The sequence below is a fragment of the Brucella sp. NBRC 14130 genome, assembly GCF_040371715.1.
GTDB classification, from domain to species: domain Bacteria; phylum Pseudomonadota; class Alphaproteobacteria; order Rhizobiales; family Rhizobiaceae; genus Brucella; species Brucella intermedia.
Genome location: NZ_BAABTE010000002.1, coordinates 18,428 through 34,733, shown reverse-complemented (window position 1 = coordinate 34,733; position 16,306 = coordinate 18,428). Strand labels below are relative to the sequence as shown.

Genomic DNA, 16,306 nt, shown 5'->3' with positions numbered 1-16,306 from the left:
ATGAGCGAGCGCCCCACCACCCGCGCAGACTGGGAAACCTTGGCTGAAAAGGAATTGAAGCGGCCAGCAGACAGCTTGATCTGGCACACGCCCGAAGGGATTGACGTCAAACCGCTCTATACCGAAGACGACCTGAAAGGGATCGGTCATCTGGGCACCTTGCCTGGTTTCGAGCCTTTTGTTCGCGGCCCGCGTGCCACCATGTATGCGGGTCGTCCCTGGACAATCCGGCAATATGCGGGATTCTCGACGGCGGAAGAATCCAATGCATTCTATCGCAAGGCTCTCGCCGCCGGTCAGCAGGGCGTTTCGGTCGCCTTCGATCTCGCCACCCATCGCGGCTACGACAGTGATCACCCACGCGTGGAAGGCGATGTCGGCAAGGCTGGCGTGGCGATCGATTCCGTCGAGGACATGAAGATCCTTTTCGACGGCATTCCGCTTGAAAAAATCTCTGTTTCGATGACGATGAATGGCGCGGTGATCCCGATCCTCGCCAATTTCATCGTCGCGGGTGAGGAACAGGGCGTGCCGCGTGCGCAACTCTCCGGTACGATCCAGAACGACATTCTCAAGGAGTTCATGGTTCGCAATACCTATATCTATCCGCCGGAACCATCCATGCGGATTATTGCGGATATTATCGCCTATACGGCAACCGAAATGCCGAAATTCAACTCGATTTCCATTTCCGGGTACCACATGCAAGAGGCAGGCGCGACGCTGGTTCAGGAACTGGCCTTCACGCTTGCCGATGGGCGCGAATATGTACGCGCTGCGCTCAATAAGGGCTTGAATGTCGATGAATTTGCGGGGCGTTTATCCTTCTTTTTCGCCATTGGCATGAATTTCTTCATGGAAATTGCCAAGCTGCGCGCCGCGCGCCTGCTCTGGTCACGCATCATGAAGGAATTCGATCCGAAGAAGCCCGGCTCGCTGATGCTGCGCACACATTGCCAGACTTCCGGCGTTTCGCTTCAGGAACAGGACCCCTACAACAACATCGTCCGCACGGCCTTCGAAGCCATGTCGGCCGCATTGGGCGGAACGCAGTCTCTGCACACCAATTCCTTCGATGAAGCCATTGCTTTGCCAACGGAATTCTCCGCCCGCATTGCTCGCAACACGCAGCTCATCCTCCAGAATGAAACCGGCGTGACCAAAGTGGTCGATCCGTTGGCGGGGTCTTATTACATCGAAAACCTCACCAATGAGCTTGCCGAAAAGGCTTGGGCCTTGATTGAGGAGGTCGAGAAACTCGGTGGCATGACCAAGGCCGTCGAAAGCGGACTGCCTAAACGTCTCATCGAGGAAGCGGCCACCAAACGGCAAGCGGCAGTCGATAAGGGCGAGGAAGTCATTGTCGGCGTCAACAAATTTCGGCTGGAGCAGGAAGACGAAATCGACATTCTGGAGATCGACAATTCGGCCGTTCGCCAGTCGCAGATTGCGCGTCTCAACCGTATCAAGGAAACGCGCAACAAGGCAAAGGTCGAAGCCGCACTTGCAGAACTGCAAAGGGTCGCCGAGACCGGCGAAGGCAACCTCCTCGCTGCCGCAGTCGAAGCCTCTCGTGCGCGCGCCAGCGTCGGAGAAATTTCCGACGCCATGCGCCGCGCATTCGGCGATCACGCCGCCGTTCCGAAGGTCGTCAACAGAGTTTACGGCTCAGCCTATGAGAACGAACCGGAATATCAAACGCTGGTTGACCGGCTGGGCGATTTTTCAAAACAGATCGGTGAAAAGCCAAAGGTGATGGTAGCCAAGCTCGGCCAGGATGGCCATGATCGTGGCGCCAAAATTATTGCCTCGGCATTCGGTGATATAGGCTTCGAGGTGCTGGCTGGTCCGCTGTTCCAAACGCCCGACGAAGCCGCTGCCATGGCAATCAAGGCGAAGGTGCACGTTCTGGGAGTTTCATCGCTCGCAGCCGGTCACAAGACACTTCTGCCCCAGCTTGTGGACGCACTGCGCAAAAAAGGGGCGGAGAATATCATCGTGGTCTGCGGCGGTGTCGTTCCGCGTCAGGATTATCAGTATCTGTTCGATCATGGAGTGGCAGCGGTGTTTGGACCGGGCTCCAATGTGCTCGACTGCGCCCGTGCAGTGCTCGACCTGATGGAAGGTAAGCGCCGCAATCTTTGAGTATTATCAGTTAGATATATTGATTGCAGGACTCATTTTCTGAACTACTTCAGAAGCCGGGCGAACAGCCCGGCTTCTTGCTTGCAGCCATCTTTCAATCTTTCGGCCCGGTAAAACCTGCAATCGTTGAACCAGTTACGGAGACCGGATCGCTAGCGGGAAACGTGTCCTCCAAACCTTCATCTAGCTGGCGTTCGAGCTCAGCCCGATCGCCGGCACGGCGGGCGCTTGGACGCGTCACAAAACTGCCCGGCTCGATACCGCATTCCGTACATGCAACCCCAAGAGCCTCACCCAGCTTCATGGCAGCGCGCCGCAGTACTTCATCGCGTGCCAATTCTGCGTCTGTCTCATTCTCCACCTTGACAGTGATCTTCTCTTCGCCCTCGGTGACGAATTCCACCATATAGAGCTTGAAGCCCCCCACCGAGCTGATGCGGGTTTCAACAATTTCCATCGGCTAACCTCCGCGTTTTCTATGCAGGGGAAACGTTGAGCGGCGCGTGAAGGTTCCCTGCCTCATGCGATTGCGGAACCGCGCCCCTCCATTGAGCGTTTCATGTCAGCCATTTTGGAGGTTTAGATGTCACAGTTCTTCACAAAGCTCAGCGAAAAAGCTGCCGAACTTGCAGGTCATTACCTGGCGTTCGTCTTGGCGAGTTTGTTCATTATCATATGGGGCGTCACCGGCCCCCTGTTTAACTTCTCGGACACGTGGCAACTTGTGGTGAATACGTCGACCACCATAATCACATTTCTGATGGTCTTTCTTATCCAGAATGCGCAGAATCGCGAAGCGAGTGCGACCCAGGCCAAACTTGATGAAATCCTGACTATCGTCTCTACGACCAAGATCGAGACAATCGGTGCGGAACATCTGCCCCTCAATGAGTTGAAGCTGCTTTTACAACGGTTTGAAGAGCAAAGCGAAGCCGTCCACGCCGAGGAGCAGAAATGAGGAGCCTATCTTTCCATTCTGGCGGCCGCGCCTATATTCCACCGAGAAAATCCCATCGTTAGCAGAAAGGATGTCCCATGGCCGTCACCAGAAAGCAGGAAGCGCGTGCCCTCAATGCCGACGAAAAAGAACTGGTCGAAAAATCGCACCATCCTTTTTTGCAAAACGTTCCCGATGAAGAACTTGGCCATCTGGCGAAACTAGTCCGCGAACGCCGCAAGAAGGCCCGCGATCAGGCCCATCAGCGCAGGCGCGAAATGCGCGGAAAGGCAGCGGCTCGCGGAGCCACTCCTTCCAAGGCCGACGAAGGCTCGCATCTCAAAGTTTCCGTTTTGGCCATGGCAGTGCGTCGTATCAACACGGAAGTTGAACGTCGGCGCCGCATGGCGGCCAGTGCCCAATTGATTGCCAATGCCCGTAAAGCGCTCGCGGCCAAGGAAGCAAACGAAAAGAAGGGCAAGGACTTCAACACGCGCCACGCACTGCAAGGCATGCGTAACATTCCGAACGAAAAATACGACAGCCTCGTCCGTCCGGCGGAACGTGGGCGGTTACGGAAGGCTGCAAGCGTAGCGCAGGCCAAGAAGGATGCCCGCCAGAAGGAAGCGGATTAAGCACGTTTCTCGTTACAGCATTTCCAGCGCCGTCTTTCGGGACGGCGGCGAGAAAGTCTGGTCCAGACGTTTCAAATGATCGTCGGAAAGCCGCAACTCAGCGGCTTTTCTGTTATCCCGGACATGATGCGGGTTGGACGACTTTGGAATTGCAATGACATTGCCGCTGCGCATCGTCCAGGCAAGCGCGACCGAAGCCGGGGTTCCGCCTGTCTCGCCTGCAATTTCGGCCAAGACTGGATCATCCAGCAATCGTCCCTGTTCAATTGGCGAATAAGCCATCAGCGGAATTTTTCGCTCTACACACCACGGCATCAGGTCGAATTCGGGTCCGCGCCGCGTCAAATTATAGAGTATCTGGTTCGTGGCGACCTCCATGCCGCTCGCGATACTGGCGAGTTCTTTCATGTCGTCCATGTCGAAATTGCTCACGCCCCAGCTCGCGATCTTGCCTGCATGTTTCAGGTGTTCGAAAGCCGCGACAGTCTCTTCCAGTGGATAGCGCCCACGCCAGTGCAGAAGGTAGAGATCGATACGCCCGGTACGGAGCCGCTTCAGGCTTCTTTCACAGGCCTTGATGGTACCCTTCCGTGACGCGTTGAACGGCAGCACCTTGCTGACGAGGAATACATCGTCCCGCCGACCTGAGACCGCTTCCCCGACCACGTCCTCCGCCTCGCCGTCTGCATACATTTCCGCCGTATCGATCAGCGTCATTCCCAGATCGATACCACTCCTCAGCGCTTCGATTTCATGGCGGCGTTGTGCGCTGTCCTCGCCCATATACCAGGTGCCCTGCCCGAGCGCCGGAACCGCCTGTCCCGATGGAAGAGTAATCCGTGGTATGGTTCCGGTCATGGCATTTCCCCTGTGAGACGATCATGGCCATGATCGTCACCTGGCCGCAAAATTCAAGACCTTGGGAGAGATCAGGCGAAATGCAGACCGAAGCCCTGCATGAGCCTGCGAATGGCGTAATCCGGATTCTCCGAGGTCACCACCGCCAGATCGTTGTGATGATGCAGTTCCTCGTCGACTCGACGCGGTTTCAGCAAAGAAACGGTACGCCGGGCAATCGCTTCGGCCGGATCGAGCCAATCAACCGGCCATGGCGCCAGGCGCCGAAACACATTGGCAAGAAACGGATAATGCGTACAAGCCAGAACAACAATGTCGGTCCGGTTGCCATCCTGTTCAATGAAACAGGGGGCAATCTGTTCCACGACCAGCGCTTCGTCGATCGTCTCACCACGAATATGCGCTTCCGCTACTGCCGCAAGCTGGTCAGCACCGACGAGACGAACATGGCACTGGGAAGCAAAGGATTGAATGAGATCGCGCGTATAGGCCCGCCTGACGGTGCCGGGGGTGGCCAGCACGGAAACAAGGCCTGACGAGGTTCTTTCGGCGGCTGGCTTGATCGCCGGTACGGTTCCCACGAATGGCACCGCAGGATAGGCGTTCCGTAAGTCGTCCAACACCAGCGTGGAGGCGGTATTGCAGGCGATGACCGCAATTTCAGGATCATAGTCGGCAATGAGCTTGCCAAACAGTTGGACTATTCTCGCCCTCAACGCATCCTCTTCCCATCCGCCATAGGGAAATCCGGCATCGTCCGCGACATAGACGAAACGGCGATCCGGCATCAGCACCCGCGCTTCCCGCAAGACCGTCAGCCCTCCAATGCCGCTGTCGAAAACCAGAATCGGTCTTTCGGCGTCGGCGGAAGGCGCGGCAGAGAAGCTCACAGCGGGTGCGTTTTTCATTCGTCCTTGACCTTTGTTGCCGGAGCCTCGGTCGCGGGCTTGCGCGCACGCCCATCCGGAGCACCCGAACCACGCGGCTTTTTCGGCGAGAACACATCGAGCGACGTGATGACGCCGCGCAGAAGTTTCAGCTCTGCTGATGCGAAACCGGCGCGGGTCAGCACTGCCCGCAGATTATTGACCATGATTTCCTTGCGGGCTTCCGGACGGAAATAGCCACGCACATCAAGGGCTTCTTCGAGATGGTTGAAGAGTCCCTGCAATTCCTGCTTCGGCGCCAGCTCAAGTTCCGGCCCACGGAATACCGTCTCCGTTTCGTTCTCAAGACCCGATTTCATCCACTCATAGGACATGAGCAGGACAGCTTGCGCGATATTCAGCGATGCAAAGGCTGGATTGACCGGGAATGTCACCAGTTCGTCCGCAAGTCCCACTTCCTCGTTGCTGAGGCCGAAGCGCTCACGGCCGAACAGGATACCTGTTTTTTCGCCAGTTCTAAAACGACGGCGCAACTCACCACCGGCTTCCACGGCGCTGCGAACCTGCTTGAAACCGTCGCGTTCGCGAGCCGTCGTTGCATAGACGAAATTGAGATCAGCGATAGCGGAAGGCAGGTCGTCATAAACCACAGCATTGTCGATCACATGATCGGCCTTGCTCGCTGCGGCCCTCGCCTTCTCGCTCGGGAATTCCTCGCGGGGATTGACCAGACGCAGTTCTGCCAATCCGAAATTGGCCATGGCGCGCGCCACCATGCCGATATTCTCCGGCAATTGCGGTTCTACCAGAACGATTGCTGGTCCTTCCGCGAGTATGGGGCGCTGTTTATCTGTTCCTGCCATGATGTTTTCCGCTGTGCTATAAAATCGTGGCGCTTCCCTGACATAATTGACGCTGAATCGCAAAGATTCCCCTTACATGTCCGGGTGAAAAGCCTGTGTAGTAGCCCGATAACACCTATCTTCCGCCCATTTGTGCCAGACTGTCGCCACCAGATACAGGATCAAGGGAGGAAACTATGTCGGGTAAGAAAATACTGATGCTTTGCGGCGACTTCGGTGAGGACTATGAAACTATGGTCCCGTTCCAGACGTTGCTGACTGTTGGCCATACGGTTCATGCGGTCTGCCCTGGCAAGAAAGCCGGGGACCATATCGCGACAGCCATTCATGATTTTGAGGGCCACCAGACCTATACGGAAAAGCCGGGCCATAACTTCACCCTCAATGCAACCTTCTCCGAAGTGAAACCGGATAGCTATGACGCGCTTGTCATTCCCGGTGGCCGGGCGCCGGAATATCTGCGTCTCGACGACAAGGTTATCGCCGTGGTGAGACATTTCTTCGAGGCGAACAAGCCCGTTGCAGCGGTCTGCCACGGCGCACAACTGCTCGCCGCAGCGCGCGTTCTGGAAGGCCGCACCTGTTCGGCCTATCCGGCTTGCCGGCCGGAAGTCGAACTCGCCGGCGGCACCTATGCCGATATTCCGGTCGATCAGGCCGTTACGGATGGCAATCTCGTCACCTCGCCTGCGTGGCCTGCCCATCCGGCCTGGCTGGCACAGTTCCTCACAGTCCTCGGCACCAGGATCACCCACAGCTGATCGCGCTGCCCCGCCCGTACCCGACACGGTTGCAGGCGGGGTAAAACTGCGCGACAGTAAGTCTGGGAAAATGATCCGGAGGAAACCATGTGCAGGCTGTTCATCGGCGCCAATCCTGAACTCTGGCTGAGCGTGACGCGATCGCTGCGCATAGACGGCGTTGTAACAAGCGTTCGCCTTGAAAATTTCTTTTGGTGGGCCTTGGAAGATATTGCGGCGCGCGATGATCTCACTGTCAGTCGCCTCATTGGCAAACTTTATGATGAATCCCGGAATGAAGGCCACGACCTCGATAATTTCGCCTCATTCCTGCGGGTCTGTAGCGGTCGATATCTTTCGCTGCAGCTGAATGGTCTCGTACCCACAGACAGGGCAACTGCCATCTCCACGCTGGATGCGGACGCCATTCTGGCAAATGAAGAGAAAAACTATCGCCAGCAGCAATCATCTTGGGAGAAGTCTCGCGATAACGACAGGTCGGCTCACCGCGCTGCATGATCGGGTTTGCCTGAAAGACGTTTCGCGCATTTCGCAAAATCTCTCCCGAATTTTTGACCATTCAGATGGTCTATAGGCCAAAGAATAAGCCTCTTACGCTTTGCCTTATTCGCCGTGAGTGCTATACGGGCGCGACGCATTGAAAAAGAGGCTTCATCCATGGCAAAAATCAAGGTTGCGAACCCGGTCGTCGAACTCGACGGCGACGAGATGACCCGCATTATCTGGCAGTTCATCAAGGACAAGCTTATCCATCCTTACCTCGACATCGATCTGAAATATTACGATCTGTCGGTTGAGAACCGCGATGCGACCAACGATCAGGTCACCATCGATGCAGCCAATGCCATCAAGGAACATGGCGTCGGCGTGAAGTGCGCAACCATCACGCCTGACGAAGCGCGCGTTGAAGAATTCAAGCTCAAGAAAATGTGGAAGTCGCCAAACGGCACCATCCGCAACATTCTGGGCGGCGTGATCTTCCGCGAGCCGATCATCTGCAAGAACGTACCGCGTCTGGTGCCGGGTTGGACCCAGCCGATCATCGTTGGCCGCCACGCATTCGGCGACCAGTACCGCGCGACGGATTTCAAGTTCCCCGGCAAAGGCACGCTGACGATCAAGTTCGTTGGTGAAGATGGTGAAACCATCGAACACGAAGTCTATCAGGCTCCTTCGGCTGGCGTGGCTCTTGCCATGTACAACCTCGACGAATCGATCCGCGAGTTCGCCCGCGCTTCGTTCAACTATGGCCTGCAGCGCGGCTATCCGGTCTATCTCTCCACGAAGAACACCATCCTGAAAGCCTATGACGGCCGCTTCAAGGATATCTTCCAGGAAGTCTTCGACGCAGAATTCAAGTCGAAGTTCGAAGAAAAGAAGATCTGGTACGAACACCGCCTCATCGACGACATGGTCGCTTCGGCACTCAAGTGGTCGGGCGGCTACGTCTGGGCATGTAAGAACTATGATGGCGACGTTCAGTCGGACATCGTGGCACAGGGCTTCGGCTCGCTCGGCCTGATGACCTCCGTTCTGATGACGCCGGATGGCAAGACCGTTGAAGCTGAAGCTGCCCACGGCACCGTCACCCGTCACTACCGCCAGCATCAGAAGGGCGAGGAAACCTCGACCAACTCGATCGCTTCGATCTTCGCATGGACCCGCGGTCTTGCCCACCGTGCCAAGCTTGACGACAATGCCGAGCTGAAGCGTTTTGCCGACACGTTGGAAAAGGTCTGCGTGGACACCGTTGAAAGCGGCTTCATGACCAAGGATCTGGCGCTGCTCATCGGTCCGGATCAGCCTTGGCTTTCCACCACGGGTTTCCTCGACAAGATCGATGAAAACCTCAAGAAGGCAATGGCCGCCTGATCGGGTATTCGACCAATTCTCGATATGCAGAACCTGGCAGCGTCGCTGCCGGGTTTTTTCATTTCCTTTTCAAGGGAAAAAGCGCATCCTGCCACCTTTTACAGGGAGGATGAAATGGCTGAGTTGAAGCTCTATACCAACCCGATGTCGCGCGGACGTATCGCGCGCTGGATGCTGGAAGAGATCGGCAAACCCTACGATGTGGAAATACTGGATTTCGGCCCGCCGATGAAAGGCCCTGACTACTGCACGATCAACCCCATGGGAAAAGTGCCGGCCCTGCGTCACGGCGATGCGGTGGTAACGGAAGTGGCGGCGATCTGCGCTTATCTCGCAACGACATTTCCCGAAGCCGGTCTGGCGCCGCATCCGAATGAGCGTGCAAATTTCTTCCGCTGGCTGTTCTTTACGTCCGGCCCCGTCGAAGCTGCACTTTCCAACCATGCGCTCGGCGTTGAAATCCCCGTCGACAAGCAGGGAATGGTCGGCTACGGCAATTACGACACAGTGGTCAACACTTTGGAGAAAGCCGTCTCACAGCATCCATATATCACCGGCGACCGTTTCACCGCAGCTGACGTTTACGTCGGTTCACACGTAGGATGGGGCTTGCGCTTCGGCACGCTGCCCGCCCGGGGAGCATTTGTGGCCTATTGGGACCGGTTGAAGGATCGCCCAGCGATGAAACGAGCCACTGAACTGGACGAAGCTGCCGCTGCCGCCACACAACATTAATACTGAATCGCTGGCTGTTCAGGTCACGTGATCTGGCCAGCCAGTTCAAATGTCCGCGAAAATGCCTGCGATCCTTTGGGCGAGAAAGCAATGACCCGCCCCGCTTCGCGACGTGCCCACCCTTGCGAAATAAAATGGTTCAGGAGCGCCGCGCCCAGTGCTCCGCCAAGATGGTTGCGGCGTTCGCTCCAGTCGAGGCAATGGCGGCAGACCGGACGCTTGCCCTGCTCCAGGGTGGTGACATTCACACCAAGACAGTTGAAAAACGATTTGCCCTTCTCGGTCAGCATCGGCTCGCCATCGTCGGCAATGAGACCAAGTCTATGCGACGCATCGAGCATCTCGACGCCACGTTCACCCGCCAGATGATCGTAGCAGATGCGCGCCTTGCGTAACGCCTGATCTTTCGGGCCGGTCCGCACCCGCACGGCGCCGGTGCGTTGCGCGAGTCCCATTAGTCCTTCCAGAACCTGCGCAACATCCGTTCCTGAAAGGCGGAAATAGCGATGCCGTCCCTGCTTCTCCGCAACCAGCAGATTAGCAGCATCAAGTTTTGCAAGGTGCCCGCTGGCCGTTTGCAATGTCACACCTGCCGCAGACGCAAGCTCACTGACTGTCAGTGCGCGGCCGTCCATCAGCGCCGTGAGCATGTTTGCACGCGCAGGGTCACCAAGCAGTGCGGCAACGGAAGCTATGATCGGACCATCCTTCATACTTCGATGCTACCCGAACTATAGAGATAATTCAATTGCTACATTGTCAGCATCGAAGACAGGCATTTGAAGGAGACACGCATGATTACCTGTTTCATCCGCTATCAGATCGACCCGTTCAAGGCGGATGCCTTTGCTGAATATGCACGCAACTGGGGACAGGCGATTCCGCGATGCGGCGCCAATCTCATTGGGTATTTCGGACCACATGAGGGGTCGTCAACGACAGCATATGGCGTCTATTCAATCGAAAATCTTGCCGCTTACGAAGCCTACCGAGCTCGGCTTGCTTCCGATCCACTGGGACGCGAGAATTATGAATTTGCGCGCCGGGAGCAATTCATCCGGTCAGAGGATCGCATCTTCCTGAAACTTCAATCCGCACCGCATGGGGAGTTTATCAAGCCATGATTGCAGTCATATTCGAAGTCTGGCCGGCTGATGAGGCCAGGCGCGGCCAATATCTCGATATTGCAGCAAGCCTGCGCGACGATCTTTCCAGAATCGACGGCTTCCTGTCGATAGAGCGTTTTCAAAGCCTTGCCGATCCGGACAAGTTGCTCTCGCTTTCGTTCTGGCGCGACGAAGAAGCCGTGCGCGAATGGCGCAACTTGCCGTCCCACCGACTGGCACAGGGACAGGGCCGCAAGGTCGTTTTCGAGAACTATCGCTTACGTGTGGCCAACGTCATGCGCGATTATGGCCTCGATGATCGTATCGAGGTCCCCGAAGACAGCCGTTCAGCGCATGCTGCATAAGGAAAAGCCGGGCACTGCCCGGCTTCTCTATTTCTGTTTTCGGCCCTAACCGATCAGCGCCTTGACCGCAGCGATTGCATCAGCCGCTTTTGCACCATCCGGGCCACCGGCCTGGGCCATATCCGGGCGACCGCCGCCGCCTGCACCGCCAAGGGCTGCGGAAGCGGCCCGAACCAGATCGACCGCGCTGAACCGACCAAGCAGATCTTCCGTGACCGCCGCTACTGCGCTGGCTTTGTCGTCTTCGCCGACACCAATAAACAGCACGACGCCGGAACCGACCTGCTTCTTGCCTTCATCAGCAAGCGGCTTCAGATCACGCGGAGAAACGCCGGTAACAATCTTGCCGAGGAAATTGACGCCATTCACGGCTTCAACTGCACTGCCCCCGTCCGCCGAGCCGCCGCCAAGTGCAAGCTTCTTGCGGGCATCAGCAAGTTCACGCTCCAGCTTCTTGCGTTCATCGAGCAGTGCGTTGACCCGTTCCAGCACTTCAGACGGTGTCGTCTTCAATGCACCGGCGATGGCCTTTACGCGTTCGTCCTGCTCTTCGAGATAGAGGCGTGCAGCCTCACCCGTCAGCGCTTCCATGCGGCGAACGCCAGCGGCGACCGCGCCTTCGGAAACGATACGCACGAGGCCTATATCGCCGGTCTGGCGCACATGCGTGCCGCCACAAAGCTCAACCGAATAGGCTTTGCCTTCCTTCGAGCCGTGTTTGGCGGTGCCCATGGAAACAACGCGCACTTCGTCGCCATATTTCTCACCGAACAGCGCCATGGCGCCTTCGGCAATGGCATCGTCAACGGCCATCAGACGCGTACTGACAGGAGCGTTCTGCAAAATGATCTCGTTGGCAAGGCTTTCAACCTTCGCCAGTTCTTCGGCAGAAATCGGTTTGGGATGCGAGAAATCGAAGCGCAGGCGATCCGGCGCGACGAGGGAACCCTTTTGGGCGACATGGCTGCCGAGCGTTTCACGCAGGGCCTCATGCAGAAGATGCGTTGCCGAATGGTTGGAACGGATACGCGTGCGGCGCGCCGAATCCACTTTCAATTCAACCGCATCGCCGGTCTTGACCGTGCCCGTGGCAACTTCGCCGATGTGAACGAAGACGCCCTCGCCCTTCTTCTGCGTATCCTTGATGGTGATGACAAAACCCTCACCGGAAATCGTGCCGGTATCGCCCTGCTGGCCACCGGATTCTCCGTAGAACGGTGTCTGGTTGACCACCACCGAAACAACCTCGCCTTCAGAAGCCGACTGCACTTCAGCACCGTCGCGCACCAGGGCAGCCACGACACCTTCCGCGCTTTCAGTTTCATAACCGAGGAATTCAGTCGCACCGACCTTATCCTTGATACCGAACCAGATCGTTTCGGTTGCAGCTTCACCGGAACCAGCCCAATTGGCCCGTGCCTCGGCCTTCTGGCGTTCCATGGCCGCGCTGAAACCGTCCGTATCCACGGCAATGCCACGCTGGCGCAGCGCATCCTGCGTCAGATCAAGCGGGAAACCATAGGTGTCGTAAAGCTTGAAAGCAGTTTCACCGTCGAGGCGATCACCTTCAACTAGATTTTCAGTTGCGTCCGACAAAAGGCCAAGCCCGCGATCCAGCGTCTTGCGGAAGCGGGTTTCTTCGAGCTTGAGCGTTTCCGAAATAAGAGCCTCAGCGCGGATCAATTCCGGATAAGCCTGTCCCATTTCGCGGATCAGGGCGGGCAGCAGACGCCACATGAGCGGCTCTTTCGCGCCCAGAAGCTGGGCATGGCGCATCGCGCGGCGCATGATGCGACGCAGCACATAACCACGGCCTTCATTGGATGGCAGAACGCCATCGGCGATCAGGAAGCTCGACGCGCGCAGATGGTCGGCGATCACGCGGTGGCTGGCACGGAATTCGCCGTCAGCCTTCACGCCGGTAGCCTCTTCCGAAGCGCGGATCAATGCCTTGAAGAGATCGATATCGTAATTGTCATGCACACCCTGCAGAACGGCTGCAACACGCTCAAGCCCCATGCCGGTATCGATGGACGGACGCGGCAGATCAATACGCTGTTCAGGCGTGATCTGCTCGAACTGCATGAAAACGAGGTTCCAGATCTCAATGAAACGATCGCCGTCTTCGTCAGCCGATCCGGGAGGTCCACCCCAGATATGGTCGCCATGGTCGAAGAAGATTTCCGAACATGGACCGCAGGGCCCGGTGTCGCCCATGGCCCAGAAATTATCGCTGGTGGCGATGCGGATAATACGGTCGTCGGAAAGACCGGCGATCTTCTTCCAGTAATTCGCTGCGTCGTCGTCCGTATGATAAACGGTGACAAGGAGTTTGTCCTTCGGAAGACCGAATTCCTTGGTGATCAGGTTCCAGGCGAAGCTGATGGCTTCGTCTTTGAAATAGTCGCCGAACGAGAAATTGCCCAGCATTTCAAAGAAAGTATGGTGACGCGCCGTATAGCCGACATTGTCCAGATCGTTGTGCTTCCCGCCGGCGCGAACGCATTTCTGTGACGTCGTGGCGCGATTATAGGAGCGATGTTCGAGGCCGGTAAAGACATTCTTGAACTGCACCATCCCCGCATTAGTGAACATGAGCGTCGGATCGTTACGCGGAACGAGCGGGCTCGATGGAACGACCTCATGTCCGTTCTTGCGGAAATAATCGAGGAATGTGGACCTAATCTCGTTGACGCCAGCCATAAGTCACCTTTGGGCTTTACTGCCCTGCACGGATACAGCTTTGCAGAAAGCTGCATCGATTATCCTGTTCAAACTCGCACAGCCGCCAACCGTCATCGAAGGCCCGAGGCTCTCTCGCACTGCTAGGACGTGAAGTGGAGTTTTCGGTTGACCGCTTTTAACGGTGCGTTGCTTTTCTGTCCAGATAAGTACGCTGCGCCATAAAAGCAATTTCTGCTGAAAGACGTTAAAGCAGGCGCCTTTCATGCCGCAAGATTCTATCGCCCAAAAACAAGGCCCCGTGCGCATACACGGGGCCTTGGTAATTCAACCCGGACTGGCGATCCTACATTTCTGCGGCGTCGCCAGCGTCTTCTTCGGGTCCGCCATCTTCGAGAAACTGCTCGGCAATCAGTCCGGCATTCTGACGGAGTGTAGTTTCGATCTCGCGGGCCACTTCCGGGTTGTCCTTGAGATATTGCTTGGCGTTTTCACGGCCCTGCCCGAGCCGCTGGGAATTATAGGAGAACCACGCACCCGACTTTTCGACAACACCAGCCTTCACGCCAAGATCGACCAACTCACCGGTCTTGGAAACACCAGCCCCATACATGATGTCGAATTCGACCTGCTTGAAGGGCGGAGCAAGCTTGTTCTTGACGACCTTGACACGGGTCTGGTTGCCTACGACTTCATCACGTTCCTTGATCGAGCCGATACGGCGAATATCGAGACGAACCGAAGCATAAAACTTGAGAGCGTTACCGCCAGTCGTCGTTTCTGGCGAACCGAACATCACACCGATCTTCATGCGGATCTGGTTGATGAAGATCACCATGCAGTTGGAACGAGAGATAGACGCGGTAAGCTTGCGGAGCGCCTGGCTCATGAGACGTGCCTGAAGACCAGGCAGGGAGTCACCCATTTCACCTTCGATTTCGGCGCGAGGCGTCAAGGCAGCCACCGAGTCGACGACGAGAACGTCGATAGCGCCCGAACGCACGAGCGTATCGGTGATCTCAAGCGCCTGCTCGCCGGTATCCGGCTGCGAAATCAGCAGGTTTTCAAGATCAACGCCCAGCTTGCGGGCATAGACCGGATCGAGCGCATGTTCCGCATCGACGAATGCACAGATACCGCCCTTCTTCTGTGCCTCCGCGATCGTGTGCAGCGCCAGTGTCGTCTTACCGGAGCTTTCCGGGCCATAAATCTCGACAATACGTCCTTTAGGCAAGCCACCAACGCCGAGCGCGATGTCCAGCGAGAGCGATCCGGTCGATACTGTTTCGATCTCTACGACCTGATCGTTCTGGCCAAGGCGCATGATCGAGCCCTTGCCGAACGCCCTTTCAATCTGCGACAACGCCGCATCGAGAGCCTTAGTCTTGTCCACTGAATTTTCCTCAACAAGTCGCAATGAATTCTGAGACATCTTACACCATCCTCTTGTCTCGCTAGAAGCCCGGCAGGCTCGTTGCCACGATCTATTTGTATCTGTTTTGTTCTCATTTTGCAATGCCGTTAACCCATTGATTATAAACAATTCCGAAATTTTGTTCTTTAATCGTTCTCTAACATCAGTAATTACGAAAATAATCAAGCCATCCACCAATTAACTTGTTTCAAACCAAACCGCGGCCCCGACGATTCGCGAGAACAAACAAAAACGCAGCCCTTCTTGCGAAGGACTGCGTGATTGCAGTGACTGGTTTTGCGAAACGGAATCAGCTGGCAGCGCGGAGCGGCGAAATCTGGATTTCCACGCGGCGGTTCTGCGCGCGTCCTTCCGGTGTCGCATTGGTGGCAACCGGCTGGCTGGCTCCATAGCCGATGACGGCAAAACGACGTGGGTCGATGCCCTGCGAACCGAGATAGCTTGCAACCGAGGCGGCGCGGCGCTGCGACAAAGCCTGATTATGGCTGACGCTGCCCGTCGAATCGGTGTGGCCGTAGACGTCCACGAGCGTCTGATTGAACTTGCGCAGCACGATCGCGACCGAATTAAGCGTCGGATAGAACTGGCTTTTCACCTGATCTTGATCCGTATCGAAGGTGATGCTCGAAGGCATGTTCAGGATGATCTGGTCGCCATTACGGGTTACGGAAACGCCCGTGCCCTGCAACTGCGCGCGGAGCTCGTTTTCTTGGCGATCCATGTAATTGCCGATTGCACCACCACCGAGCGCACCGATACCGGCGCCGATCAGCACGGCATTGCGCTGCGCACGGCTCGAACCGCCGACCATCAGGCCGCCGAGAGCACCCACAGCCGCGCCGATCGCAGCACCACCGGCAGTGTTCGACATCTTCTGTTCCCCGGTATAAGGATCAGTGGTGCAGCCTGCGAGAAATGTGGCGGCGAAAAGGGCAATACCGGTCTTTTTCAGCATGAAATGGTCATCCTCGATTAGCGAATCCGCTCGCATGATAGTAGCGATTAAGGCCGGATGGTGTTTTGGA

17 protein-coding genes are annotated in these 16,306 nt (G+C 56.6%); 9 read left to right on the top strand and 8 right to left on the bottom strand.

Going from position 1 to position 16,306, the window contains the following annotated elements:
- Window positions 1-2,145 (top strand): methylmalonyl-CoA mutase, encoded by a 2,145-nt coding sequence (gene scpA / locus ABWW28_RS03685; RefSeq protein WP_021585264.1) that lies wholly within the window; start codon window positions 1-3, stop codon window positions 2,143-2,145.
- A gap of 94 nt (window positions 2,146-2,239) precedes the next feature.
- Here the strand turns inward: scpA and ABWW28_RS03680 are convergent, their stop codons facing one another.
- On the bottom strand, window positions 2,240-2,602 hold the full coding sequence (locus ABWW28_RS03680) for a hypothetical protein (protein ID WP_021585265.1): 363 nt from the start codon (window positions 2,600-2,602) through the stop codon (window positions 2,240-2,242).
- Window positions 2,603-2,728: 126 nt separating this feature from the next.
- Between ABWW28_RS03680 and ABWW28_RS03675 the strand changes: the two genes are divergently transcribed.
- Window positions 2,729-3,103 (top strand): low affinity iron permease family protein, encoded by a 375-nt coding sequence (locus tag ABWW28_RS03675; RefSeq protein ID WP_021585266.1) that lies wholly within the window; start codon window positions 2,729-2,731, stop codon window positions 3,101-3,103.
- 77 nt (window positions 3,104-3,180) lie between these two features.
- On the top strand, window positions 3,181-3,717 hold the full coding sequence (locus ABWW28_RS03670; RefSeq protein ID WP_021585267.1) for a hypothetical protein: 537 nt from the start codon (window positions 3,181-3,183) through the stop codon (window positions 3,715-3,717).
- Between the two features lie 12 nt (window positions 3,718-3,729).
- Here ABWW28_RS03670 and ABWW28_RS03665 read toward each other — a convergent pair whose 3' ends face one another.
- From ABWW28_RS03665 to ABWW28_RS03655, 3 genes are all read right to left on the bottom strand, one after another.
- Window positions 3,730-4,575: an aldo/keto reductase gene (locus ABWW28_RS03665; protein WP_021585268.1), complete on the bottom strand. Its 846-nt coding sequence runs from the start codon at window positions 4,573-4,575 to the stop codon at window positions 3,730-3,732.
- A 71-nt stretch (window positions 4,576-4,646) separates the two neighbouring features.
- Entirely contained in the window at window positions 4,647-5,483 is an 837-nt protein-coding gene (murI, locus tag ABWW28_RS03660; protein WP_021585269.1) for a glutamate racemase, read from the bottom strand.
- A complete protein-coding gene (locus tag ABWW28_RS03655) occupies window positions 5,480-6,325 on the bottom strand; it encodes an RNA methyltransferase (protein WP_021585270.1) in 846 nt (281 codons plus the stop codon). Before ABWW28_RS03655 ends, murI begins: the two co-directional genes overlap by 4 nt.
- Before the next feature lie 176 nt (window positions 6,326-6,501).
- Between ABWW28_RS03655 and ABWW28_RS03650 the strand changes: the two genes are divergently transcribed.
- The 4 genes from ABWW28_RS03650 to ABWW28_RS03635 all read left to right on the top strand — a co-directional run bounded on the left by ABWW28_RS03650 (window position 6,502) and on the right by ABWW28_RS03635 (window position 9,693).
- On the top strand, window positions 6,502-7,086 hold the full coding sequence (locus ABWW28_RS03650; protein ID WP_021585271.1) for a DJ-1/PfpI family protein: 585 nt from the start codon (window positions 6,502-6,504) through the stop codon (window positions 7,084-7,086).
- Window positions 7,087-7,173: 87 nt separating this feature from the next.
- On the top strand, window positions 7,174-7,584 hold the full coding sequence (locus tag ABWW28_RS03645) for a ribbon-helix-helix domain-containing protein (protein WP_353390329.1): 411 nt from the start codon (window positions 7,174-7,176) through the stop codon (window positions 7,582-7,584).
- Window positions 7,585-7,743: 159 nt separating this feature from the next.
- The gene (locus ABWW28_RS03640; RefSeq protein WP_006471635.1) at window positions 7,744-8,958 is read left to right on the top strand and encodes an NADP-dependent isocitrate dehydrogenase; all 1,215 of its coding nucleotides are present in this window, start codon (window positions 7,744-7,746) and stop codon (window positions 8,956-8,958) included.
- Window positions 8,959-9,072: 114 nt separating this feature from the next.
- Window positions 9,073-9,693, top strand: a complete 621-nt coding sequence (locus ABWW28_RS03635; RefSeq protein WP_025089489.1) for a glutathione S-transferase family protein — start codon at window positions 9,073-9,075, stop codon at window positions 9,691-9,693.
- Window positions 9,694-9,716: 23 nt separating this feature from the next.
- Here the strand turns inward: ABWW28_RS03635 and ABWW28_RS03630 are convergent, their stop codons facing one another.
- Complete coding sequence (locus ABWW28_RS03630) at window positions 9,717-10,406, bottom strand: ArsR/SmtB family transcription factor (RefSeq protein WP_021585274.1); 690 nt, start codon at window positions 10,404-10,406, stop codon at window positions 9,717-9,719.
- An 81-nt stretch (window positions 10,407-10,487) separates the two neighbouring features.
- Here ABWW28_RS03630 and ABWW28_RS03625 point away from each other — a divergent pair, with 81 nt between their 5' ends.
- On the top strand, window positions 10,488-10,817 hold the full coding sequence (locus ABWW28_RS03625) for an NIPSNAP family protein (protein WP_021585275.1): 330 nt from the start codon (window positions 10,488-10,490) through the stop codon (window positions 10,815-10,817).
- Window positions 10,814-11,164 carry an antibiotic biosynthesis monooxygenase family protein gene (locus tag ABWW28_RS03620; RefSeq protein WP_021585276.1) on the top strand — a complete coding sequence of 117 codons (351 nt, stop codon included), beginning with the start codon at window positions 10,814-10,816 and terminating at the stop codon, window positions 11,162-11,164. Before ABWW28_RS03625 ends, ABWW28_RS03620 begins: the two co-directional genes overlap by 4 nt.
- Before the next feature lie 45 nt (window positions 11,165-11,209).
- On the opposite strand, the gene alaS is transcribed toward ABWW28_RS03620, so the two are convergent.
- From alaS to ABWW28_RS03605, 3 genes are all read right to left on the bottom strand, one after another.
- Window positions 11,210-13,867 carry an alanine--tRNA ligase gene (gene alaS / locus ABWW28_RS03615; protein WP_021585277.1) on the bottom strand — a complete coding sequence of 886 codons (2,658 nt, stop codon included), beginning with the start codon at window positions 13,865-13,867 and terminating at the stop codon, window positions 11,210-11,212.
- A gap of 325 nt (window positions 13,868-14,192) precedes the next feature.
- The gene (gene recA / locus ABWW28_RS03610) at window positions 14,193-15,278 is read right to left on the bottom strand and encodes a recombinase RecA (protein WP_006471638.1); all 1,086 of its coding nucleotides are present in this window, start codon (window positions 15,276-15,278) and stop codon (window positions 14,193-14,195) included.
- A gap of 292 nt (window positions 15,279-15,570) precedes the next feature.
- A complete protein-coding gene (locus ABWW28_RS03605; protein WP_006471639.1) occupies window positions 15,571-16,236 on the bottom strand; it encodes a YiaD family glycine zipper/OmpA-like lipoprotein in 666 nt (221 codons plus the stop codon).
- Window positions 16,237-16,306: the final 70 nt, after the last annotated feature.

Bases quoted from the DNA above. Each gene is read 5' to 3' on its own strand.
- ABWW28_RS03605 (WP_006471639.1), bottom strand. From the start codon at position 16,236: ATGCTGAAAAAGACCGGTATTGCCCTTTTCGCCGCCACATTTCTCGCA.
- ABWW28_RS03670 (WP_021585267.1), top strand. From the start codon at position 3,181: ATGGCCGTCACCAGAAAGCAGGAAGCGCGTGCCCTCAATGCCGACGAA.
- recA (WP_006471638.1), bottom strand. From the start codon at position 15,278: ATGTCTCAGAATTCATTGCGACTTGTTGAGGAAAATTCAGTGGACAAG.
- ABWW28_RS03635 (WP_025089489.1), top strand. From the start codon at position 9,073: ATGGCTGAGTTGAAGCTCTATACCAACCCGATGTCGCGCGGACGTATC.
- scpA (WP_021585264.1), top strand. From the start codon at position 1: ATGAGCGAGCGCCCCACCACCCGCGCAGACTGGGAAACCTTGGCTGAA.
- ABWW28_RS03680 (WP_021585265.1), bottom strand. From the start codon at position 2,602: ATGGAAATTGTTGAAACCCGCATCAGCTCGGTGGGGGGCTTCAAGCTC.
- ABWW28_RS03665 (WP_021585268.1), bottom strand. From the start codon at position 4,575: ATGACCGGAACCATACCACGGATTACTCTTCCATCGGGACAGGCGGTT.
- ABWW28_RS03640 (WP_006471635.1), top strand. From the start codon at position 7,744: ATGGCAAAAATCAAGGTTGCGAACCCGGTCGTCGAACTCGACGGCGAC.
- murI (WP_021585269.1), bottom strand. From the start codon at position 5,483: ATGAAAAACGCACCCGCTGTGAGCTTCTCTGCCGCGCCTTCCGCCGAC.
- ABWW28_RS03645 (WP_353390329.1), top strand. From the start codon at position 7,174: ATGTGCAGGCTGTTCATCGGCGCCAATCCTGAACTCTGGCTGAGCGTG.
- ABWW28_RS03675 (WP_021585266.1), top strand. From the start codon at position 2,729: ATGTCACAGTTCTTCACAAAGCTCAGCGAAAAAGCTGCCGAACTTGCA.
- ABWW28_RS03650 (WP_021585271.1), top strand. From the start codon at position 6,502: ATGTCGGGTAAGAAAATACTGATGCTTTGCGGCGACTTCGGTGAGGAC.
- ABWW28_RS03620 (WP_021585276.1), top strand. From the start codon at position 10,814: ATGATTGCAGTCATATTCGAAGTCTGGCCGGCTGATGAGGCCAGGCGC.
- alaS (WP_021585277.1), bottom strand. From the start codon at position 13,867: ATGGCTGGCGTCAACGAGATTAGGTCCACATTCCTCGATTATTTCCGC.
- ABWW28_RS03630 (WP_021585274.1), bottom strand. From the start codon at position 10,406: ATGAAGGATGGTCCGATCATAGCTTCCGTTGCCGCACTGCTTGGTGAC.
- ABWW28_RS03625 (WP_021585275.1), top strand. From the start codon at position 10,488: ATGATTACCTGTTTCATCCGCTATCAGATCGACCCGTTCAAGGCGGAT.
- ABWW28_RS03655 (WP_021585270.1), bottom strand. From the start codon at position 6,325: ATGGCAGGAACAGATAAACAGCGCCCCATACTCGCGGAAGGACCAGCA.